The sequence below is a fragment of the Anaerocolumna sedimenticola genome (genome assembly GCF_009931695.1).
In the GTDB taxonomy this organism is placed as follows: domain Bacteria; phylum Bacillota; class Clostridia; order Lachnospirales; family Lachnospiraceae; genus Anaerocolumna; species Anaerocolumna sedimenticola.
Genome location: NZ_CP048000.1, coordinates 4,634,644 through 4,656,022, shown reverse-complemented (window position 1 = coordinate 4,656,022; position 21,379 = coordinate 4,634,644). Strand labels below are relative to the sequence as shown.

The following is a 21,379-nucleotide window of genomic DNA, read 5'->3' as shown; positions in this document are numbered from 1 at the left end:
TAATAGAACTAAGTCAGCTTTTTTATTTGCAATATCCGGTTTCAAAATCAATTATATTCTTAAGTGCTTTACCGGTAAGGTAATTCTCTATATTTGCAGCGGCAATTTCCACAATCTTATCCAAGGTTTCAGGCAAATGAAAGGAACCGGATACATGGGGGGTTATCATTATATTTTTTTCTTTCCATAAAGGATGTTCGGATGGGAGCGGCTCCGGGTCGGTTACATCTAAACCGGCAGCATAAATATCCTGATTTTGCACAGCAGATAATAAAGCATCTTGATCCACTGCACTTCCTCGTCCGCCATTTAAAAATATTGCTGATTTTTTCATTTTAGAGAAAAATTCTGCATTATAAAGATGATAAGTAAATGGAGTGTTAGGTAGAAAAGAGACAATTACATCTGATTTAGGTATGATTTCGTTCACATCTTCCATTAGATGCAGTTCATCCACTTGTTTCGGACAATCGCTTTTACGTCGCTTTACTCCAATAACATAGGCACCCAGGGCTTTTGCCAATCCGGCATAATATAACCCAATATCACCTAATCCGATGATTGTTACCGTTGCATCGGAAATAGAGGTGACTGTACCATAGTCATTCCATTCCCCATTCACTCTATCATCTCTATAAAGATGCAATTTTTTCTGCAGGCACATCATCATTGCGAACATATGCTCTGCTACTGTTTTTCCATATGCTCCGGTGGCATTAGTCAGTATAGTATTGGAAGAAAGAACCCCGGCAGGATGTAAGCATCTGCTCCGGCAGAATTTAATTGAAGTAATTCCAAGGTGTTGGATGCACAAATATAAGTAGAAGGTACATTACCAACAATAATTTCTGAATTTCGTACCATATCGATGGTTACTTCCGATAGTGGAATATACTGAAAGATGCAATCAGAAATACTCCTTTCCAAGCGTTCCTTATGTTGTTCTGTTACCGGCAATGTTACTAAAATTCGTTTCATATAATATTGTCCTTTCTTTCGGTCTTTTATATTAGCAATGAGAAAGCGGTAGAATCAGTTGCTAATATTCTTATATAGTTATCATAGTGATAACTAATTAAAAAGTCAATGTATCAAAGTGAACTTATTCTTTTTATTAATAATGAGGATACCAGGTTATCGGATATAACCTGGTAGAAGAGAGGGGGTGTTTTATATAAATTTGTAAGAGAAGAAGGAATTATCATGGATTACCACGAAACAGCAGAATTATATAGGTAGAAATTAAAATATGTTATGTAATCAGGAAAAGGTATTAATTGACACTACAGTAAATATGCTTCTATATATTCTGCAACACCATCTTCATCATTTGATAATGCTATATAATCTGCTATATCTTTTAATTTTGATACTGCATTTCCCATAGCCACACCGGTTCCGCTTGTTTTCAGCATGGGAATATCATTTATGCTGTCTCCAAATGATATTATTTGCTCTTTTTTAAACCCAAAATACCTAATTAATGATTCAAGTGCTGTTCCTTTATCTGCAAGCTTATTTGTAATCATTGCAGAATCCTGAGACTTTTGATATTGCATTTCGCTACTGATATACTTTGAAAAATCAATATTTTCATATCCATTATAAAATAAACGTATTCGTTGAAAATTTTGTTTAGGCGTTGAATACAAGTCATATTTTAAGATTTCCTGTGTAATATAGCTTCTTATTTCTTTATTCTTATAGCAATATGGCTCAAAATAGGCACAGATACCGATACCAGGGGCAATTTCAGTCACCTTATTTATGTAGTTTATGGCATTATCATATTTAATTGTATTTGCTACAATTAGTTTATTATCAGCATAAATTACAGCTCCATTATAATTAGCAATACAATCACAAGGAAGTCCTTGAAGAAAAGTCTTAATTTTGCGTGGCGAACGAACTGTAATGTAACCGATTTTCATTCCCTTTTGACTGCAATTTAGAATAGCCTTTCTATTTCTTTCGGATACCTCTTCTTTGGAATTCAATAAAGTATCATCCAAATCAAAAACTACAAGTTTCATACGTAATATCCTTTCATTTGTTTTATTTGTTATGGAACTGACTAATACTCAAAAACGTCAAATGCAACTGTAATTCATGGTAATATTATACAATAAAGAATAATCCGGTATCAATATCATTATCTAGGTATTTGTTAAAGAGGTAAATTATAAATAATGTTTTATTGACATTTTGCTCGGTTTATGTTAGCCTGTTAAGGCAACTTTTCCTGTTTCTATATCAAACAGGGTGGTTGCTTTTTTTGGTTTATGTATAATTAAAAACAGCTTTTCCTGTTTCTATATTAAACAGGTTTCGTTGTTTTGTTTTTGGGAGGAAAAATGAAGAAGAAAACATTTTATACGGAAATTGCATATATTTGTGGTATTATAACATTGGCATTGGGAACTGCATTGATGGAGAAAGCAAACTTTGGAATGTCCATGGTTGTTGCGCCTGCATATATACTTTACCTTAAATTTTCACAGATTTGGAGCTTTATAACTTTTGGTATGATGGAATATACGGTTCAAGCTACATTATTAATTATAATGATGACGGTATTGAGAAAATTCAAAGCATCCTATCTGTTTTCTTTTGTAACAGCAGTAATTTATGGTATTACATTGGATGGATGTATGTTTATGGCAGGACTGATTAAAACAGATGTGTTCATTTGGAGGATTGTTTTCTTTTCTATAGGTTTTATTTTGTGTGCTATTGGTGTGGCATTTATGTTTCATACTTATATTGCACCGGAAGTATATGAACTTTTTGTTAAAGAGGTATCAAAACGGTTTGAAATTAATATAAATAAGTTTAAGACTTGTTACGATTGTGTAAGTTGTTTGATTAGTGTTATTATGTCCTTTGTTTTTTTGGTATGTTTCATTTTGAAGGAGTAAATATCGGTACAATCATATGTGCACTCATCAATGGAATGACAATCGGAATTTTCAGTACTTGGTTTGAAAAACATTTAATATTTATAGATGGACTTTCATTGAATGCAAAGAAGGTGGAACCAAACGACAAATAGTCAATCTGTTAGTTATAAAGTAGAAGCATGGGATAAACTTCAATATCTTTTTAAAGTAAAAAATATCAATGATCATACTCTGCATTTTGTTGCTACGCTTTCAGGAAAACTTGATTTAGAACGTTTTAAGCATGCGGTTAACCTGTCAGCAGAGGCTTTTCCGCTTATAAGGTGCAGGTTGGATGAAACGAAAGGTCAGCTAACCTGGGAAGATAAAGGTTATACATCAGATGATATGGTACATTTTTTGGTATCCGCAAATACGGAGGAAAGTGTTACTCACTTTATTTGTAAGGAAATTGATGCGTTTGATGGCCCGCAGATGAAAGCTGAAGTAATACGCAAAGGGGAAATTGATAAACTCTGTATCTCCATGAATCATATGTTATGTGATGCCGCAGGATTTAAAGAATATCTTTATATGTTATGTAATATTTACATTAATTTACATAAGAAAATGAATCTGCATATGGCGGCAATGGGAAACAGAAAGATGAATCAAGTCTTCAAAACCTTTTCCCTACGAGATAAATTCAGAATATTATTTGGTAAAAATGATATGGCAACAATCGACCCAATACAGTTTGATTTAGAAGGAGACCTCTCCAATCCTTATATTGAAACACGGTCCATACCACAGGAACATTTTTCAGCTTTAAAAGCTTATGCTAAAAATTACAGTGCTACTGTGAACGATATGATTGTTACGGCATATGTGCGTGTTCTTTACCAATTATACGGCCGTACTGTCATAATACCATGCACGGTGGATACCAGAAAATACCTGCCAAACCGGAGAACAAACGGTATTTGTAATTTATGTACCAATCTTACCTGTAATATCGGTTCAGAAATCGGTCTTTTGTTTGAGGAAACACTTTGTAAGGTAAAACAGGTTATGGATAAAGAAAAATCAAATATTTCCTGTGTTAAAAGTATTTACCTGATGGAAAAAGCATTTGATTTACTGCCTGATAAATTAGCAAGAAGTTTAATTGAAAAAAACTTCTCCAATCCTTTTATAGCATTTACGAATATCGGGATATTAGATAAAACTAAGCTTACTTTCGGAAGTGTTAAAGTAACGGAAGCATATATGACGGGTTCGATCAAATACAGTCCATATTTTCAATTAGCGATTTCAACATTCGATGATGTTGCGACACTTAGCATTAATTTATATGGAACAGAATCAGACAGAAGCAAATTATCACTTTTTTTGGATAAGCTTGTAACGGAGTTACAAAATACAATATTAATATAGAATTTTGTTACGCACTTTTTACATAAAAACGGGGCCGTCGTAAATGTATTGGTATATAAACTTGCGGCGTTCCCGTGTTTTTGTCGTGTTCGATTATTTAACGTAACACACCTGTGCAATACCAGTTAAACCATTTATGGAAATGGTGGATGATATATCTGACAAATAGGTATACATAAAAATCTATTATCTGGCTGGAAAATAAAGTTTATTAATTATAATCAATATGATATTATTGATAAGAGAATTGAGTGAACTGGAATTTGTGAGGTGATTTATTAATCATTGGAGGAAATTTATGGTGATAAATATGGAAAAAATGATAGGGCAAGGTAATACTGCTGAAATATATAAATTGGATAGTAATAAAATATTGAAGTTATTTAGGAATGGACTACATAAAAGCGTCGTGGAAAGAGAATATCAAAATGGAATTACCGTACAGAAAATATTGAACTGTATTCCCAAAGTATATGAGATGGTTGAGATAAATGGCAGGCATGGAATTGTCTATGAAGAAATTAAGGGAACTGATTTGTTAAAAACTATGCTTGTTTCTTTTTGGAAAATCAATGATTATGCAAAGAAATTAGCACAGTATCATCTGGATATACAAAAACCGGTTGATGATACACTGTATAGTGTAAAAGAAAAATTAGAAGAAGATGTGGATAGTGTTCATGTGCTTTCAGAAGAATATAAAGAAATAATCCGAAAATATTTAAAACAATTACCAGATGGTAATGTGTTATGCCATTTTGATTTTCATCCAGGTAATATAATGATAGCAGATAATAAGGCAGTCTTTTTAGATTGGATGACAGCCTGCAGGGGAGATGCATGTGCTGATGTTGCACGTACATGTATTTTACTAAAGTATGGTGAAGTTTCACATGCACCATGGATTATGAAAAAGTTTATTTCAATTTTTAAATATCACATATATAAAATATATATAAAAGAATATCTCATGATTTCGAAAAGAAGTATTGAGGATATTAATAGATGGGAATTGCCTGTTGCAGCAGCAAGATTACGGGAATGGATTTCAGAAAATGAAAAACAGGCATTAATTCAATTGGTAATTGAACGTTGCAATGAAATAGTGAAAAATACATAAACATAAGAGGACATGCGAAAGGTTGTTTATGGACTAATAAGCTGGTCGAACTGTCCAAAGCTATGGATATTTGATTTTGCAAGGACAGTTGAATCTTTTATGAACAGCTGGTTGTTATACAAATAAGTAATCTATTGTTATACTGCTTTTATAATACTTAATTACAAAAGGAGAAAATATTATGGATATGAATAATTTTGGAGAACGACTGGCAGTTTATCGGCAAAATAAAAATATGACACAGGAGGAATTTGCTTCACGAATGGGAGTAACAGCGCAGGCAGTTTCAAAATGGGAGCGCGGACAAAGCCTGCCTGATATTGGTTTGATTAACAGCATAAGTAATATTTTGGGCATTGATGCCAATGAAATTTTTGGTATTACAGCAAAAGCAGACATGACGGAGAAAGATGGTTTATTTGATCAGAAAAAGCTTTTATCCAATATTTGTGCTGAACCGGTTAAGCTGACATTTGGAAAGGATATTATTCCGGCAATTGTAGAAGGATTAAAGACAAAGCTGATTACCGATAAAAGATTGCAGATTGCAAGCCTATATGGCATATTAATCCCCAGAATCCGCATTGTTGATGACAACAACCTTAACGACAAAGAATTTCAAATTATATCTTATGACAGAGTTTTATACAGAGAGGAATTAGATTTAATAAATGATTCTGTATATACATATATTATGGAGAAATTATTCCAAATCTGCACAGCCAATTATGCGGCGATTATAAATAAACATATGGTGAAAACACTAATTGACAATCTGAAAGAGAACTATCCGGGTGTAGCTGATGAAGTGATTCCTGAAAAGATATCCTATTTAACCGTTCAAAGGGTTTTAGAGGGTATCATTATGAAAAACCAGAGTATTCACAACTTAATAGCAATAATTGAAATATTGGAAGAAGAAGTTCTTACAAAAAATAATAATAATGTTAATGCCATAGTAGAGGAAATTCTTCGCGTTATTAATATGGACCAAAGATTAACAAAGTAAATATAGTAAGTTATATCCTATGAAAGCAGACAATAGTGGCAGACAGGGTTATAATTAATTCAGCTGATTTCTGACATGGAATTTCCCCGGTTTTATATGGCCGGGGATTTTTATTTCCGCGAAAGCAAAGTGAGAATTAGCAAGCTTGCTTGCAATAATTCCAACGGGCACGGGAAACGGAGAAACTCGTAAAGCTTGTTTCTTTCGGTTTTAAAAACAATTGTGATTGACTATTTTTGCCAAAAGCTTATAATATAATTAATAAATATTTCCATAGATTCCATATTAAGGAAAAGGGGATGACTATTATGTTAATCGTGATTTTATTAGTTTGTTCCTGCATGTGTGGCTATGTTCTTTTTTCAAAAATTCTGCTTAAAAATCCTGAATACCAAACAAAAATGCATAGTAAAGTATCCGTTATTATACCCGCCAGAAATGAAGAAGATAATTTACCGTTTCTTCTGGATTCTTTAAAATCACAATCGATAGAACCATTTGAAATTATTGTGGTTGATGATATGTCTACGGATAAGACTTATGAGATTGCTACCAGCTATGGAGTGAAAGTAATAAAGAGTACGGAATTACCTGACAAATGGACGGGAAAGTCATGGGCACTTTGGAATGGTGTGAAAGAATCATCCGGTGATACATTAGTATTTCTTGACACGGATGTAAGACTGGAACCAAAAGCACTGGAGACTTTATTATTTACCAGAACTGTTTCAGGCGGTGCAATTTCAGTTGTACCATATCATAAGACACGGAAATTTTATGAAAGATTATCCCTTATTCCTTACCTTCTGGGGGTATTGGCGTTTACCTCACCTTTTGAACAATACAGCAAAAAGAAAGGTCTATATGGTTCCTGTATCGTTATGACCAGAGAAGATTATAGTAAAATAGAAGGCCATGACAGTGTGAAGTCGGAAGTATTAGATGACCTTAATTTAGGCAAAAAATTAACTGGTGCCGGAATACCCGTTCATAATTTTATCGGATTTAATAACGTATCTTTCCGGATGTATCCCGGTGGTATTCAGAGTGAATTACAGGGTTTTGGTAAAGGTGCTGTACTGAGCACCGCCAATCTTCGTCCTCTCACGATTATATGGATAGGATTGTGGTTTGTTGGATTAGTGGCAGCTGAATTTGTTACTCCGGTTTTGATGATCCTGGGAAATGTTTATGCCACACCGTTTTTAATAGGATATATCCTTTTTACCCTGCAGATTTTTTATTTCCTGAAATACAGCGGAGAATACGGGAGATTAGTACCTGTATTACATTTCATATCAACCATATTTTTTATCGTTATAATTTTATATTCCTATTATCAGGTGGCTATTATCGGAAGCGTAACATGGAAAGGAAGGCAGGTTAAGGTTGGGAGAAAATAATCTTATACTATTGTTATTCATTCTGATTGAGTATCTTTGCGGTTCGCTTATGTTTTCCTATTGGCTGGGGATTGCAGTAAAAAAAGATTTAAAAACCATTGGTGACGGTAATCCGGGTGCATTTAATTTGTGGCATGCTGCCGGTTATAAAATGGGATTATTGGGTGTACTGCTGGACTTTATGAAAGGTTATCTGCCCCTGGTATTATTTTATGAATCTGGCATTATTAATGGTTATAAGCTAGTACCGGTAGCACTTGCCCCGATATTCGGTCATGTATTCCCTGCTTTTACCAAGTTTAAAGGCGGGAAAGCCATTGCTGTAACATTTGGAGTATGGAGTGCCATATCAAGATTTAAAGTTTCCTTAACATTTGCTATTTTATTAGCAATTATCAAAATATTGGCAGGAAGTATTAGTAAGAGGAAACCCATTTCTTCAGATGCAGATGGAGTGATGGTAGTTTACGGAATGCTGATTATGGGAATCTGTCTAAAGGTATCTGGATTACAGGGTTATTATATGGGGGTATGGCTCGGAAATCTGATTATATTTCTATATGCTAACAGAAGAAAGTTATACCGTTTTTGGAAAGAAATGTAGTTTTTTAAAGTATAAATTTGCTTAGGGATAAATTTCACAGATAAATTCTTAACTGGGAAATTTATCCCATTTTGCATATTGAAATTACTTCTTTATCCTAGTTAATGGATATTTTTATGAACCGGATGCGTTTTTTATTTTCATTTCCTGAGGAATGGAAGAGACCCAGTTTACCCTCAGTATTAATATAGTAGTAATCAAAGCAGCCATGTAATTGGAGAAGAGATTGCCCCAGAATACGGAATAAAAGCCCAGGAAGTGTTCAGTCGCCAATATAAACACATACCGCAGCAGCCATACACGAAGTATACTGATTACCAAAGTAATCTTGGTTCGCCCGAGGCCTATGAAAGCTCCCAACTGAACCATACAGATACCAAAGCCGACAACGGAATAAGTATAGATATGTAAGGCTTTATCAGCTATTTCCAACACATCTTTTGAGCGGGTAAACAAAACGGTAATTCTTGAAGATAACGGAACAATAATGGCAATTAATATAATAGCTGTTATTGCGCTGATAATACACCCAACCAGACAGGAAGTTTTCGCTTTTTTACTTTGTCCGGCTCCGATATTCATACTTACCATGGTGGTAACAGAGGAACCGAAAGAGGAGGGCAGGATAAAGCATACAGAGGTTATATTGTTAGCTATACCTTGTCCGTTTAAGACGATTGCACCGTATTTCTCGACTTCGTTATTAATCAGTAAGAAACCAAGATTTAACATAATACTGGAAAGCATAGAGGGAAAGCCGATATGTATAAGATCTCTTATAATCCGCCGGTCAAATTTAAAGCCGGTTAATACAAGGCGGTCACCGCTTGCTTTTATAAACAGTTCATAATACATCCAGGAAGTAATTAGTACATTGGAGGCCAGAGAAGCTAGTACGGAACCTACGATACCCCAACGGAATACAGCAATAAACAGGGCATTAAAGATAACTTTTAATATCAGCATGAATACCATTCTAATAAAGGTGTCTTCAGGTTTACCGCTGGCATTTTTAATTGAGTTATAAATGGATTCCATAAATGAAAAGGGCAGAACGCTGGCACTTAGAGAAAGATATAGGAATACATCTTTGGAAATTTCCGGAGTTACATGTCCGGAAGCAATAAAAGCGGATACGATAAGAACCGGTGCTAAGAGAAATCCTAATAAAAATGAAAAAACAATCATTTGTGTTGAAATACGCCGACCAGCTTCAAAGTCTCCTTTTCCGTTGGCCTGACCTATAATAGCCATTCCTGCTACACTTAATCCTTGAGCTAATGCCGCAGCCATATTAACGATAGGAGCAGAGTAGGTAACAGCACTTGCGGCGACGGTACCGACGATATTATTTAAGAATAAACCATCAATAACCGGTATAACAGATTGTATTACGCCCATCATAAGAGATGGTACGGAAAGAAGCATTATGGTCGTGGAGACTCGGCCATTTAAGATAAGATCACGTCTTTGTTCAATATTTTGCTTTAAAAAACTCATAATATCACCTGCCAGATTGTTAAAGTGGTAACAAAATCCATATGTAGAAGCGTTACGAAAAACGATTATACTCTTATTGGATTTTAGAGTCAAGTATAGATTCAAGATTATAGATATGTAATATTCTGGGAGTAGATATAAATAAAGGATAATTTAGGAGATTATTTCACTAAAGAAGGCAGCACACCTCTGTCCTGTAAAGGAGAGTGTCCGATTATCTTAGAATATGCCCGGTAAAAGGCAGAATAGTCTCCGAAGCCTGATTCGGATGCTGCATCAGATGCAGTGTGTCCGTTAATTAACAGCTGCTGCGCGTAAATAATCCTTTTGTGCAGCAGATAATCACCGACCGTAGTTCCGGTGGCTTTCCGGAATACTTTGTTTAAATGATGCTTGCTGATATAAAATTCCTCCGAAATTTTGTCCAGAGTTATGGAGTCGGTCAGATGCTGATTCAGATAAGCAATTATTTTTGATATGGTGTTAGGGCTGCTTCCATTGCCTGAATCACTTTGTATTAAGTGGCTCATAACAGTTACCTGGGATAACAGTGCTTCCATGTAAATGGGAAGCAGTTCTTTTTGTAATTCCGGCTCCAATTTGGAGCATTCAATTAAAGATTCAAAAAAGGAATAAATCCGGTATTGTTCCGGGTCCTGATAATATACTTTTTTCTCAGAATGTTTTTCCATAGCGGGGTAGGAAGAAAGTAATAAATGCCTCCGCTCCATTGACAGAATATCGGGAAGAAAATGCAGGGCTAACCGCAGGTAAGGCTTTGTAGAATTTACTTTCACTCCATGAAAGACATTAGGAGTTAGCAAAAGAATACTGTGGGGAGTGAGATGATACTGCCTTCCTTCAACCAGATAATCAACATCCCCGTCAATAAAATAATACAATTCATAATAATTATGGCAATGAAGGTAATAATCTTTGTTTGTTTCTTCGCTTTCCGTATAGCTGAACATAACCCTGTCCGTTTTTATTTCTGCTAAAATCCCCATTACTTTATCCACCTTTTTATTTTTTAGAGATAGTTATTGTGAAACAAGGTTATTCAGAAAGTAAAACAGTTTCACTATTACCTATTTCAGTATAGTTTAGTATCGCTATATTTGCAATATGAATGTTCTTATTTGCAATGGTATTTTATCTGAATTATTTCTACAATAAAAGCATAATAAAACGTAAGGAAGGTTGATTCTATTGAAACTGGGAGCACAACTATATACTGTAAGGAATTATATTCAGAATGAAAAGGATTTTTATTTTTCTGCAAAAAAGATTGCTGAAATGGGGTATACAACAGTTCAGATATCCGGTATCGGCAAAGATATCTCCCCATCCAAAATTAAGGAAATCTGCGACAGCCTTTCTTTGGAAATTGTTCTGACCCACAGTGATGTTAACCGTATACTCTATGATACGGAGAACTTAATCAAGGAACATAATATTATGGGATGTAACTATATCGGACTTGGATCCATGCCGGAAAAATACCGGACACCTTTCTGGGTATCCCATTTTGCAGAGGATTTTAAAGAACCTGCGAAAAAAATAGCTGCAGCAGGAAAGTTATTTATGTATCATAATCATCATTTTGAATTCGAAAAATTTAACGGTAAGTATCTTATTGATTATCTGCTTAAAGCTTTCTCACCGGAGGAGATGGGGATTACTCTGGATACCTACTGGGTTCAGGCTGCCGGTGGTGATGTATGTCAGTGGATTGAAGTTCTAAAGGACCGGTTATCCTGTGTACATTTAAAAGATATGGCAGTTGTAAACGGGACACCCGTTATGGCTCCGGTTCTGGAGGGAAATATAAATTTCGGAGCTATTTTAGATAAGCTGAAACAGACCAACTGCGAATATCTGCTGGTTGAGCAGGATACCTGCCAGGGCAGTCCCTTCGACTGCTTAAAATTAAGCTATGACAATTTAAGAAACTTAGGCTATCGATAGGTAATTATGAAATATCATTACTGCACATTATACCATGCAATTAATGCAATTTCAGAGCTGAATCTTGCCCATAGGGCAACTGAAGCTCTGAAATTCGTATCAATTGTATGGTATATTCGAAAAACTATATAGTTTTGCAATTACCTATCGATTATCAATAGTAAAGGAGAAAATACATGGATAAGGTAAAAGTAGGAATCATCGGAATCGGCAATATGGGGAGCGGCCATTGCAATACCCTGCTAAGTAATCAGGTTCCTGAAATGGAGCTGATTGCGGTTGCAGATCTGAAAGAATCAAGAAGAAACTGGGCAAAAGAAAATCTGCCTGAATCAGTGATGATATTTGAGAACGGCGATGTTTTAATAGAAGCTAAGGTATGTGATGCCGTTATTGTTGCAACACCCCATTATGACCATCCAAGACTTGTAATGAAAACTTTGGAATATGGGCAGCATGCATTAAGTGAGAAACCGGCAGGAGTCTATACCAAACAGGTTCGCCAGATGAATGAAGCAGCAGCCAAGTCAAACCTGGTATTTGCCATGATGTTTAACCAAAGAACCAATCATGTTTACCGCAAAATGTACGAACTTGTTCATGGAGGCACGCTGGGTGCCATAAAACGGGTCAACTGGATTATAACGGACTGGTACCGGACACAGGCTTATTATAATTCCGGGGAATGGAGAGCAACCTGGGAGGGGGAAGGGGGCGGAGTTTTATTAAACCAATGCCCTCACAATCTGGATTTGCTGCAGTGGATCTGCGGTATGCCAAATAAAGTGCAGGCTTTTTGCCATAATGGTAAATGGCACGATATTGAAGTGGAAGATGATGTAACCGCTTATCTGGAATACCCGGGAGGAGCAACGGGTGTATTTGTTACCACAACCGGTGATGCACCGGGTACAAACCGTTTTGAAATAACCTTAGAAAAGGGTAAGCTGGTTTGTGAAGAAGATAAATTAACTTTATTTGAATTAGAAACCAGTGAAAGAGAATATTGTTATTCTGCTACGGAAGGGTTTAAGAAACCGGAAGGACATGATGTTATTTTAGAAACTGACGGTAAAAATCCTCAGCACGTTGGTGTTTTAAATGCTTTTGCGGGTAAAATACTACACGGTACTCCACTGGTAGCAGAGGGTACAGAGGGAATTAACGGATTGACTTTATCAAATGCCATGCATTTATCCAGCTGGATTAATAAGCCGGTAGAGCTTCCTTTTGATGAAGAATTATTTTTAACTGAATTAAATAAACGACGTGCAGATTCCAAACTTAAGAAAAATGTTAAAGAAACAGTTTATAACACGGAAAGCAGTTATGGTTCGGAGAAAAAATAATAAATGAATCAGACAGCTGGCCAGGTAATAATAGAAAGGTAGGTACAGTATCACAGCTGCTTGCAGTTGTGTTATGTAATAGGTGTTAAAATGAAAACGGCTATTGTAGGATGCGGCGGTATAGCTAAAGTGCATGCCGAATGTATTCACCAGTTAAAAAATCTTGATATGACTGCCTATGCAGATATCAAACCGGAAAGAGCAGGGCATTTTGCAAATCAATATGGGGGAAATGCTTACAGTACCTTGGAAGAGATGCTAGATAAGGAAAAAATTGATGTACTTCATATCTGTACCCCTCATTATTTGCATGTTCCAATGGCGGTTTATGCCTTGGAGAGAGGTATTCATGTATTTATGGAAAAACCTCCCGTAATCTCCGGTAGTCAATTAGAAGAATTAAAGACGGTTAAAAGTGCTAAAAGATTAGGTATCTGTTTTCAAAACAGGTATAACCCCAGTATTATACAGGTAAAAAAGATGATAACCTCAGGTGAAACCGGTAAGGTTAACGGAGCCAGAGGTATTGTAACCTGGAGCCGATCTAAAGAATATTACACGGAGAGCGGCTGGAGGGGAAGCCTTGCCACGGAGGGTGGAGGAGCTCTGATTAATCAGTCTATACATACTTTGGATTTGCTAACTTATCTGTTGGGAACTCCCATATCGGTTGATGCAACCATGACGAATCATCATTTAAAAGGAATTATCGAAGTGGAAGATATGATGGAAGCTTATCTTCGCTTTGAAGACGATAAGGTTGCCTGTTTTTATGCTACCACGGCATATTGTGCAGATGTACCTCCGCTTATCGAATTATCCTGTGAGAATATGACCATACGTATCGAGGACCTTGAAGTAACCTGCTATTATAAAGACGGCGAAAGAAAAAAATTACAGTTAGAACATAAAACCAATCTTGGTAAAAGTTATTGGGGTGCCGGACATATGGATTGTATCACTGATTTTTATAACAGCATTGAAAAGAACCATCCATTTTCCCTCGACTTAAAACATTTAAACGAGACCATATTACTTATGCTGGGAACATACGAATCGGCAAGAACCGGTAAAGAGGTATTCATACGATAGTATAGGAGTATGAACGGTTCCGCGAAAGCAAAGTGAGAATTAGCAAGTTTGCTTGCTATAATTCGAACGCGCACGTGAACCGAAGAAACTCACAAAGCGTGTTTCTTCCGGCCTTACAAATAATATATATAAATGAAACTATTTAAATTACTTGATAAGAAACATAAAAAACTTGAATAAATATAGTTCAATCTATCAACGAATTCGGAAAAGAGGTATTATGTTAGAAAATACGATTATAACAGGATTTGCAGACGAAATCCATACCGATATTAAGGTACAGGTTAAGCAGCTGCAGGAATTAGGAATAAAATATATTGAATTCCGCAGTGCTAATGGAAAAAATGTAGCGGATTATTCATTGGAAGAAGGAAAGGAACTTAAGAAATATCTTTCGGAAAATAACATTCGCATCTCAGCAATTGGCTCACCTATTGGCAAGATCATGATTACAGATGATTTTGAGCCTCATTTTGAAGTGTATAAAAAAGTTGTTGAAATTGCCAAATTGTTTGAAACACCTTATATCCGGATGTTCAGTTTCTATATTCCGAAAGGGGAAGATCCTGAGATTTATTACGATGAGGTTTTAAACCGGACAAAACGTATGATTGATTATGCCAAAATACATAACATAATTCTACTTCATGAAAATGAGAAAGATATTTACGGAGATATTGCACCAAGGTGTTTTAAACTTCTTAAAACATTTTACTGTGATAATTTTAAATGTACCTTTGACTTTGCAAATTTTGTACAATGCAGGCAGGAAACTCTGAAAGCATATGAACTTTTAAAACCTTATATTGAATATATCCATATAAAAGATGCGGTTTTAGAAACCGGGGAAGTGGTTCCGGCCGGAGAAGGGGACGGTAATGTACAGGAGATTCTAAAGGAACTGGATAAAAGCGGTTATAACGGATACTTAAGTTTAGAGCCGCATCTGGCAGAATTTGCAGCACTAAAGTCTCTGGAGAAGAATTCGAAACAACGTACACTTACGGATGGGGAGGTTGCCTTTCAAATTGCTTATAAGGCACTTCAAAAAATATTGTCAGAAAATTGATTAACTTTATTAGGGTATAAGAAGAATATGAACATGATAGAATCCGGTGGCATATGTTATCTTAGATGATATTGACGGGGGGTTTTTCATTGACATCTTATACCCTAACAGTAAATGAACATAAGATTAAAAAAGATATGTATTATAAAGGGCATTTAATTCTGACTTATACAATTAAATATCCCAAATTTGTCTCTGATAAATTTAAGTTATTTGTTACTAAATTAAATTTATTTTATAAAGCAGAAGCTTCTATGTACCGCAGAACCCAAGTTATGAAACTGTATCAGATGGCTATGGATGATTATGAAAATTCCATAGCAAATGATTTTCCTGTTCATGAGTATGAAGTATATGTGGAGTTTCATGTAACCTATAACAAAAACTGTACTTTAAGCTTATATTTTGACAGGTATGAATATACAGGGGGAGCCCACGGAATGACCTATCGCAGTTCGGATACCTGGGATCTGCAAAAAGGTACCCGTATGGAATTGAGGGATTTCTTCCCGGATAAGGAAAATTATACGGAATCGATACAGCAGGATATCATTCATATGATAAAAGGTGAAAGGAAAAATGATAACACCATGTTCTTTGATGACTATGCCGATCTGGTAAAAGAGAATTTTAATGCAAAGAATTTTTATTTATCCAACGAAGGAGTAGTTATATATTATCAGCTTTATGAGATTGCTCCTTATGCAAGCGGGATTCAGACATTTACTATTCCATATTCAAAGGGTGCAGAGCCGAGCTGCTAACCGAAAAAAGCATTGTTTTCGGCTAAATAAAAAACCTGTCATAAACTCAAAAAAATTCTTTGAATCTATGACAGGTTTTTCTTATATCATAAGTTGATAGCCCTTATCAGGCGTATGTTTTTACATGATTCGTTTTTAGGGTCATTAATTAGTTAATACAAAAATTGTTTCGGATAAAGTTAAGTAGCTCAGAATAATTAAAGTATTTGAAACACATTTTTTTTATCCTCCTTTATATTGATAACATAAGACATACGATAATCGGATGTTTATGTTTGTTCTAGAACATCTTCATTATAACATATGTTATGTCAGGTTTATACAAGTAAGTAATGGTTATTAAGGAAATATTAACAATATATTAAATAAGTATTACTTAATTGTTACATGAAAAAAATAAAGACGCCCGCCTCCGGCAAACGTCTTATAAAATCCTTAATTGTACGCTGATAAACTGCATTATCTGAATTCATCATTTTCAATATGATACAGATATCGTTCTAATTCTTCCTGGGACTGAAAATCCTTAGCATTTCGGAGCAATTCTGCTTTATGGGCATCATCCATATTATCATAATAGTGTCTTGCTCCCAAATCTTCATTGATTAAATTACCTATAGCAGGGGGAAAGCCCGTTAAGCCCGTAGCTATACCATTTGGAAAAGTGCTTAAACCATTGGGAAATGCATTAATACCATTGGGATTATCCATAATTACCTCCTAATATTTACCGATACATCATCCGGTATTGTTGTTTTATAAAGTAATAATCTACACACAAAAGGAATAGAAGTCTTTACAAAAGATATAGACATTATTAATATCTTTTACGAAGGGATTAAGAAATATGCTAGAAAATATTACATATAAAACAATCAAGCTGTTGTATTCACGCTGCAGTTACGTTATAATAATGAAGATAAAATTATAATAAAATTTGTTCTGGGGGATTATAGAGTAACAGAACAAAATTTAAAAAGATGGAGTTTACTGCGTATTCAAGGAGGAAGCCTATGGAAAAGTACAAAATAATGGTGAAAGGTATTGTTCAATATGAGGATAAATACTTACTGGTTGAAAAATGGTATGATGATAGAATCGTTGATCCTTATCAATGGGAATTTATTGACGGAAAATTAGAATTCGGTGAAAATCCTGAAAAAGGTGTTCTCAGATTAATATTTGAAACTACCGGTTTATCCGTATATGTTAACCGCATTCTTTACACCTGGTCTTTCATGGTGGGAGATGTTTGCAATATCGGAATCAGCTTTTTATGTATGAGTACCAGAGACGATGTAGTTCTTAGCGAAGAGCTTAACAGTTATAAATGGGTTACCAAAGAGGATATCGGTAATTATATCAGTAATAAAGCCGTAATGGCAGATATTGAAAAAGCAGAATTATAATTTCATATTTAAAACTTACGACGTTCGGCTTGCCGGACGTCATTGTGTGTAATCAATCAGGTAAATCCTATGTAATCAACCAATGAAAGGAGAATAAAATTGTCAATATTGATTAAAAATGGGTATCTGTTAGATCCGGCAACAGGAACGGAAGGATTATCTGATCTGCTTATAGAAAATGGTATTATTAAGGAAATTAAAACAAATATTAATACGATAGCAGAACAGGTAATTGACGCGAAAGGGTACTATGTCATGCCCGGTTTTATAGATCTCCACGTACATTTAAGGGAACCCGGCTATGAATACAAAGAGACGGTTGCAACGGGCTCAATGGCCGCTGCCAGAGGCGGTTATACTACTATATGTCCCATGCCCAATACCAAACCTGCAATCGACAGTAAGCAAATGGTTGAAAAGCTTGTAAAGAAAGCAGAGGAAGTTGCGGTAGTTCATGTTCTTCCTATCGGCGCAGTTACGAAAGGGCAGGCTGGGATAGAGATATCCGATATGAAAGGAATGGTTTCTGCCGGAGCCGTTGCTGTCAGTGAGGATGGCAAATCTGTCATGAATACTGCTTTGTACCAAAGTGCCATGATAGAAGCGAAAAAGGCGGGTATCCCCGTGTTTGCTCACTGCGAAGATAAAGATTTGGCGGGTATTGGTGTACTGAATGAAAGCAAAAAATCCAGAGAACTTGGTATGCCGGGAATCAGTAATGCGGTGGAAGATATTATAGCTGCCAGGGATATTCTGTTAGCGAAAGAAACAGGGGTAAGACTTCATCTGTGCCACTGTTCTACCAAGGACAGCGTAATGTTTATAAAAATGGCTAAAGAAAGCGGGTTACCTGTTACCGGCGAAGTTTGCCCTCACCATTTTTCCATGGCTGATGATGAGATAACCGGAGATGATGCTAATTATAAAATGAATCCACCGTTAAGAAGCAGAGAGGATATAAAGGCTTTAAAAGAAGGGCTTAAGAATAATATTATGGATGTGATAGCAACCGATCATGCCCCCATAGTGCAGAAGAAAAAGCAAAATCCATATTGGATGCGCCATTTGGAATTGTAGGCTTAGAAACGGCATTTGCTTTAACGATGACGGAATTGGTTAAGCAAGGTTATTTAACACCTATGCAGATGGTGGAAAAGATGAGCTTTAATCCGGCTAAGGTTTTAGGAATTGATAAGGGTACGCTGGAAGTCGGAAAAGCAGCTGATATTGTAATTGCGGATCCCAACGAGAAATATAAGATTGATGCTGGTGAATTTGCTTCTAAAGGAAAGAATACGCCGTTTCATGGGAAAGAAGTTGTCGGCCGGATAAAGCTTACAATCGTTAACGGTAAAATTGTATTTAAGGATAAATATAAATGATAAGAATAAAATATCAGCGGAGGATTAATATGATTAACAAATTAATTAAGAAGATTGAACAAAGCAAGGCACCAATTGTTGTTGGATTAGATCCTATGTTATCTTATATCCCGGATCATGTGAAAGAGAAAGCTTATCAGGAAAAAGGTGAGACTTTAGCCGGTGCTGCACAAGCTATCTGGGAGTTCAATAAAGCAATCGTAGATGCTACGTATGACCTGATACCGGCTGTTAAACCCCAGATAGCAATGTATGAGCAATTTGGAATTGAAGGCTTAATTGCTTTTAAGAAAACAGTAGATTACTGTAAGGAAAAGGATTTGGTAGTGATCGGTGATATAAAAAGAGGGGATATCGGTTCAACTTCAGCCGCTTATGCCACCGGACATTTAGGTAAAGTAAAAGTAGGAGGTAATACTTATTGTGGTTTTGATGAAGATTTTGCTACTATAAATCCTTATTTGGGATCCGACGGTGTGGAACCGTTTATCGATGTATGTAAGGAAGAAAAGAAAGGATTATTTATTCTTGTTAAAACATCCAACCCCTCCAGCGGTGAATTTCAGGATCAGTTAATCGGCGGACGTCCTCTTTACGAATTAGTGGGAGAGAAAGTTGCCGAATGGGGAGAGAAATGTATGGGAGATCAGTACAGCTATGTTGGTGCAGTTGTAGGAGCAACCTATCCTGAAATGGGTAAAATTTTAAGAAAGATTATGCCGAAAACCTATATATTAGTACCCGGTTACGGTGCTCAGGGCGGTAAAGGAGAAGATCTGGTTCATTACTTTAATAAGGATGGTCTAGGGCTATCGTAAATTCCTCTCGTGGTATTATCGCCGCGTATAAACAAGCCGCTTATGAAAAGTTCGGACCGGCTGCTTATGCTGATGCATCCAGACAGGCTGTTATTGATATGAGAGAAGATATTATGGGAGCATTAAGCAAGTGATTTCATAAAAGTGCAGTTTAAACAAATAATTTCATAAAAGTAAATTTATATCCCCAGCTATAAGAATCCGTGGTAACCTGTAATAATGGTGCCACGGATTTTTCATTTCCGCGAAAGCAAAGTGAGAATTAGCAAGCTTGCTTGTAATAATTCGAACGCGCACGCGAACCGAAGAAATTCGCAAAGCGTGTTTCTTCCGGTTTTAAATTCATTAAGAAAATGCAGTTACATTTTTTAATTCCTCTATAGCAACCTTTAACTGGGTTAAAGCCAGGGATAAAGTCTCTCTTGGGCATGCTATGTTAATTCTCTGAAAACCAAGTCCTTCCGGTCCAAACATAGTTCCGGCATCCAGCCAGAGTTTTGCTTTTTTTACGATTAGGTCTTCCAATTCTTCTGCTGACAGGCCTAATTTGTTACAATCAATCCATACCAGATAAGTGCCTTCCGGGTCGATTAACTTAACCTCCGGAATATTTTCTTCTAAAAAGTTTTTTACATATATTAAATTCCCATATAAATATTCTTTTAATTCCTGAAGCCAAACATCTCCGTATTCATAGGCTGCCTGACATGCGATTAATCCCATGGTATTTAACTGGCTGTAACCGGATTTTACAATTTCTGTTTTAAAAGCCGATTTTAATTCAGGATTTCCGATTATTACATTGGATACCTGTAGACCTGCCAGATTAAAGGTCTTACTGGGGCAGTACAAGTGATGGTTCCAGCGAAAAATTCCGGTTTTAAGCTGGCAAAATTCAGGTGTTCATGTCCGGGATAGATAAAGTCCGCATGGATTTCATCGGATACGACCAATACATTATGCTTTACGCAGATATCACCCAGCTGTATTAACTCATCTTTGGTCCATACCTTTCCCACCGGATTATGAGGGTTACATAAAATAAATAATTTAACGTTATTTTTAATGATTTTTTCTTCAAAATCATTAAGATCCATATGATATTTTCCATTTTCATAAACCAGAGGATTATTTATGAGCACTCTTTCATTACTTTCAATGGCTTCGGAAAAAGGATAGTAAACCGGCCTTTGTATTAAGACGGTATCGTTTTTTTCTGTGAATGCCCGTATAGCCATAGCAATAGCAAAAACAACTCCTGGTGTCTTGACAAGCCATTTACGTTCAATATCCCAGTGGTAATGGGAAGAAAACCAGTTGCGAAGTACCTTAAAATAGTCTTCCTTAACTTCCGTATAACCAAAAATCCCATGACGGCTGGCTTTTACCAGAGCTTCCGTAACTTCCGGTACCGTGGGAAAATCCATATCTGCAACCCATAGAGGTAATATGTCAGCAGTTTTACCCCTTTCTACAGCAAAATCATATTTTAAGGAGTTAGTATTTTTCCTGTCAACTACTAAATTAAAATTATATGCCATTTTCTATGCCTCCCATTTCATAATATCGTCCATTT

18 protein-coding genes and 3 pseudogenes are annotated in these 21,379 nt (G+C 35.8%); 14 read left to right on the top strand and 7 right to left on the bottom strand.

Annotated elements, in window-relative coordinates; all coding sequences use genetic code 11:
- Nucleotides 1-22 precede the first annotated feature (22 nt).
- From Ana3638_RS20720 to Ana3638_RS20715, 3 genes are all read right to left on the bottom strand, one after another.
- Nucleotides 23-679 carry a D-2-hydroxyacid dehydrogenase gene (locus tag Ana3638_RS20720; protein WP_246240439.1) on the bottom strand — a complete coding sequence of 219 codons (657 nt, stop codon included), beginning with the start codon at nt 677-679 and terminating at the stop codon, nt 23-25.
- A 41-nt stretch (nt 680-720) separates the two neighbouring features.
- Complete coding sequence (locus tag Ana3638_RS25440) at nt 721-978, bottom strand: Rossmann-fold NAD(P)-binding domain-containing protein (protein WP_246240436.1); 258 nt, start codon at nt 976-978, stop codon at nt 721-723.
- 305 nt (nt 979-1,283) lie between these two features.
- Entirely contained in the window at nt 1,284-2,033 is a 750-nt protein-coding gene (locus Ana3638_RS20715; protein ID WP_161839728.1) for an HAD family hydrolase, read from the bottom strand.
- A 321-nt stretch (nt 2,034-2,354) separates the two neighbouring features.
- Here Ana3638_RS20715 and Ana3638_RS20710 point away from each other — a divergent pair, with 321 nt between their 5' ends.
- The 6 genes from Ana3638_RS20710 to Ana3638_RS20685 all read left to right on the top strand — a co-directional run bounded on the left by Ana3638_RS20710 (nt 2,355) and on the right by Ana3638_RS20685 (nt 8,452).
- The gene (locus tag Ana3638_RS20710) at nt 2,355-2,918 is read left to right on the top strand and encodes a DUF6198 family protein (RefSeq protein ID WP_246240434.1); all 564 of its coding nucleotides are present in this window, start codon (nt 2,355-2,357) and stop codon (nt 2,916-2,918) included.
- Between the two features lie 102 nt (nt 2,919-3,020).
- Complete coding sequence (locus Ana3638_RS20705; RefSeq protein WP_161839727.1) at nt 3,021-4,316, top strand: WS/DGAT domain-containing protein; 1,296 nt, start codon at nt 3,021-3,023, stop codon at nt 4,314-4,316.
- Between the two features lie 298 nt (nt 4,317-4,614).
- On the top strand, nt 4,615-5,436 hold the full coding sequence (locus tag Ana3638_RS20700) for a phosphotransferase (protein WP_161839726.1): 822 nt from the start codon (nt 4,615-4,617) through the stop codon (nt 5,434-5,436).
- Nucleotides 5,437-5,617: 181 nt separating this feature from the next.
- Nucleotides 5,618-6,445: a helix-turn-helix domain-containing protein gene (locus Ana3638_RS20695; RefSeq protein ID WP_161839725.1), complete on the top strand. Its 828-nt coding sequence runs from the start codon at nt 5,618-5,620 to the stop codon at nt 6,443-6,445.
- A gap of 308 nt (nt 6,446-6,753) precedes the next feature.
- A complete protein-coding gene (locus Ana3638_RS20690; protein WP_161839724.1) occupies nt 6,754-7,848 on the top strand; it encodes a glycosyltransferase in 1,095 nt (364 codons plus the stop codon).
- Nucleotides 7,835-8,452, top strand: coding sequence for a glycerol-3-phosphate acyltransferase (locus Ana3638_RS20685; protein WP_202621521.1), 618 nt, complete (start codon nt 7,835-7,837; stop codon nt 8,450-8,452). Before Ana3638_RS20690 ends, Ana3638_RS20685 begins: the two co-directional genes overlap by 14 nt.
- Before the next feature lie 114 nt (nt 8,453-8,566).
- Here Ana3638_RS20685 and Ana3638_RS20680 read toward each other — a convergent pair whose 3' ends face one another.
- Together Ana3638_RS20680 and Ana3638_RS20675 are read right to left on the bottom strand one after the other, a co-directional pair.
- The gene (locus tag Ana3638_RS20680) at nt 8,567-9,952 is read right to left on the bottom strand and encodes an MATE family efflux transporter (RefSeq protein WP_161839723.1); all 1,386 of its coding nucleotides are present in this window, start codon (nt 9,950-9,952) and stop codon (nt 8,567-8,569) included.
- Nucleotides 9,953-10,113: 161 nt separating this feature from the next.
- Nucleotides 10,114-10,959, bottom strand: coding sequence for a helix-turn-helix domain-containing protein (locus tag Ana3638_RS20675; protein ID WP_161839722.1), 846 nt, complete (start codon nt 10,957-10,959; stop codon nt 10,114-10,116).
- Nucleotides 10,960-11,161: 202 nt separating this feature from the next.
- Between Ana3638_RS20675 and Ana3638_RS20670 the strand changes: the two genes are divergently transcribed.
- The 5 genes from Ana3638_RS20670 (at nt 11,162) to Ana3638_RS20650 (ending at nt 16,194) form a co-directional block, all read left to right on the top strand.
- Nucleotides 11,162-11,920 (top strand): sugar phosphate isomerase/epimerase family protein, encoded by a 759-nt coding sequence (locus Ana3638_RS20670; RefSeq protein ID WP_161839721.1) that lies wholly within the window; start codon nt 11,162-11,164, stop codon nt 11,918-11,920.
- A 176-nt stretch (nt 11,921-12,096) separates the two neighbouring features.
- Entirely contained in the window at nt 12,097-13,269 is a 1,173-nt protein-coding gene (locus Ana3638_RS20665) for a Gfo/Idh/MocA family protein (RefSeq protein WP_161839720.1), read from the top strand.
- A gap of 90 nt (nt 13,270-13,359) precedes the next feature.
- Nucleotides 13,360-14,361: a Gfo/Idh/MocA family protein gene (locus tag Ana3638_RS20660; protein ID WP_161839719.1), complete on the top strand. Its 1,002-nt coding sequence runs from the start codon at nt 13,360-13,362 to the stop codon at nt 14,359-14,361.
- A 220-nt stretch (nt 14,362-14,581) separates the two neighbouring features.
- On the top strand, nt 14,582-15,430 hold the full coding sequence (locus tag Ana3638_RS20655; RefSeq protein ID WP_161839718.1) for a sugar phosphate isomerase/epimerase family protein: 849 nt from the start codon (nt 14,582-14,584) through the stop codon (nt 15,428-15,430).
- A gap of 89 nt (nt 15,431-15,519) precedes the next feature.
- Complete coding sequence (locus tag Ana3638_RS20650; protein WP_161839717.1) at nt 15,520-16,194, top strand: DUF3298 and DUF4163 domain-containing protein; 675 nt, start codon at nt 15,520-15,522, stop codon at nt 16,192-16,194.
- A 459-nt stretch (nt 16,195-16,653) separates the two neighbouring features.
- Here Ana3638_RS20650 and Ana3638_RS20645 read toward each other — a convergent pair whose 3' ends face one another.
- Nucleotides 16,654-16,905, bottom strand: coding sequence for a hypothetical protein (locus Ana3638_RS20645; protein ID WP_161839716.1), 252 nt, complete (start codon nt 16,903-16,905; stop codon nt 16,654-16,656).
- Nucleotides 16,906-17,207: 302 nt separating this feature from the next.
- Here Ana3638_RS20645 and Ana3638_RS20640 point away from each other — a divergent pair, with 302 nt between their 5' ends.
- The 3 genes and pseudogenes from Ana3638_RS20640 (at nt 17,208) to pyrF (ending at nt 19,937) form a co-directional block, all read left to right on the top strand.
- Complete coding sequence (locus tag Ana3638_RS20640; protein ID WP_161839715.1) at nt 17,208-17,603, top strand: NUDIX domain-containing protein; 396 nt, start codon at nt 17,208-17,210, stop codon at nt 17,601-17,603.
- A 99-nt stretch (nt 17,604-17,702) separates the two neighbouring features.
- A pseudogene (locus Ana3638_RS20635) lies at nt 17,703-18,985 on the top strand (dihydroorotase).
- Between the two features lie 29 nt (nt 18,986-19,014).
- Nucleotides 19,015-19,937: pseudogene (gene pyrF / locus Ana3638_RS20630) on the top strand (orotidine-5'-phosphate decarboxylase).
- A 211-nt stretch (nt 19,938-20,148) separates the two neighbouring features.
- Here the strand turns inward: pyrF and Ana3638_RS26940 are convergent.
- Nucleotides 20,149-21,344, bottom strand: a pseudogene (locus tag Ana3638_RS26940) (MalY/PatB family protein).
- Nucleotides 21,345-21,379 lie beyond the last annotated feature (35 nt).

What these genes read in the sequence shown, in the direction of transcription:
- Ana3638_RS20710 (WP_246240434.1), top strand. Translation starts at nt 2,355, where the DNA reads ATGAAGAAGAAAACATTTTATACGGAAATTGCATATATTTGTGGTATT.
- Ana3638_RS20705 (WP_161839727.1), top strand. Translation starts at nt 3,021, where the DNA reads ATGCAAAGAAGGTGGAACCAAACGACAAATAGTCAATCTGTTAGTTAT.
- Ana3638_RS20645 (WP_161839716.1), bottom strand. Translation starts at nt 16,905, where the DNA reads ATGGATAATCCCAATGGTATTAATGCATTTCCCAATGGTTTAAGCACT.
- Ana3638_RS20690 (WP_161839724.1), top strand. Translation starts at nt 6,754, where the DNA reads ATGTTAATCGTGATTTTATTAGTTTGTTCCTGCATGTGTGGCTATGTT.
- Ana3638_RS20680 (WP_161839723.1), bottom strand. Translation starts at nt 9,952, where the DNA reads ATGAGTTTTTTAAAGCAAAATATTGAACAAAGACGTGATCTTATCTTA.
- Ana3638_RS20665 (WP_161839720.1), top strand. Translation starts at nt 12,097, where the DNA reads ATGGATAAGGTAAAAGTAGGAATCATCGGAATCGGCAATATGGGGAGC.
- Ana3638_RS20655 (WP_161839718.1), top strand. Translation starts at nt 14,582, where the DNA reads ATGTTAGAAAATACGATTATAACAGGATTTGCAGACGAAATCCATACC.
- Ana3638_RS20675 (WP_161839722.1), bottom strand. Translation starts at nt 10,959, where the DNA reads ATGGGGATTTTAGCAGAAATAAAAACGGACAGGGTTATGTTCAGCTAT.
- Ana3638_RS20695 (WP_161839725.1), top strand. Translation starts at nt 5,618, where the DNA reads ATGGATATGAATAATTTTGGAGAACGACTGGCAGTTTATCGGCAAAAT.
- Ana3638_RS20700 (WP_161839726.1), top strand. Translation starts at nt 4,615, where the DNA reads ATGGTGATAAATATGGAAAAAATGATAGGGCAAGGTAATACTGCTGAA.
- Ana3638_RS20715 (WP_161839728.1), bottom strand. Translation starts at nt 2,033, where the DNA reads ATGAAACTTGTAGTTTTTGATTTGGATGATACTTTATTGAATTCCAAA.
- Ana3638_RS20640 (WP_161839715.1), top strand. Translation starts at nt 17,208, where the DNA reads ATGGAAAAGTACAAAATAATGGTGAAAGGTATTGTTCAATATGAGGAT.
- Ana3638_RS25440 (WP_246240436.1), bottom strand. Translation starts at nt 978, where the DNA reads ATGAAACGAATTTTAGTAACATTGCCGGTAACAGAACAACATAAGGAA.
- Ana3638_RS20660 (WP_161839719.1), top strand. Translation starts at nt 13,360, where the DNA reads ATGAAAACGGCTATTGTAGGATGCGGCGGTATAGCTAAAGTGCATGCC.
- Ana3638_RS20720 (WP_246240439.1), bottom strand. Translation starts at nt 679, where the DNA reads ATGTTCGCAATGATGATGTGCCTGCAGAAAAAATTGCATCTTTATAGA.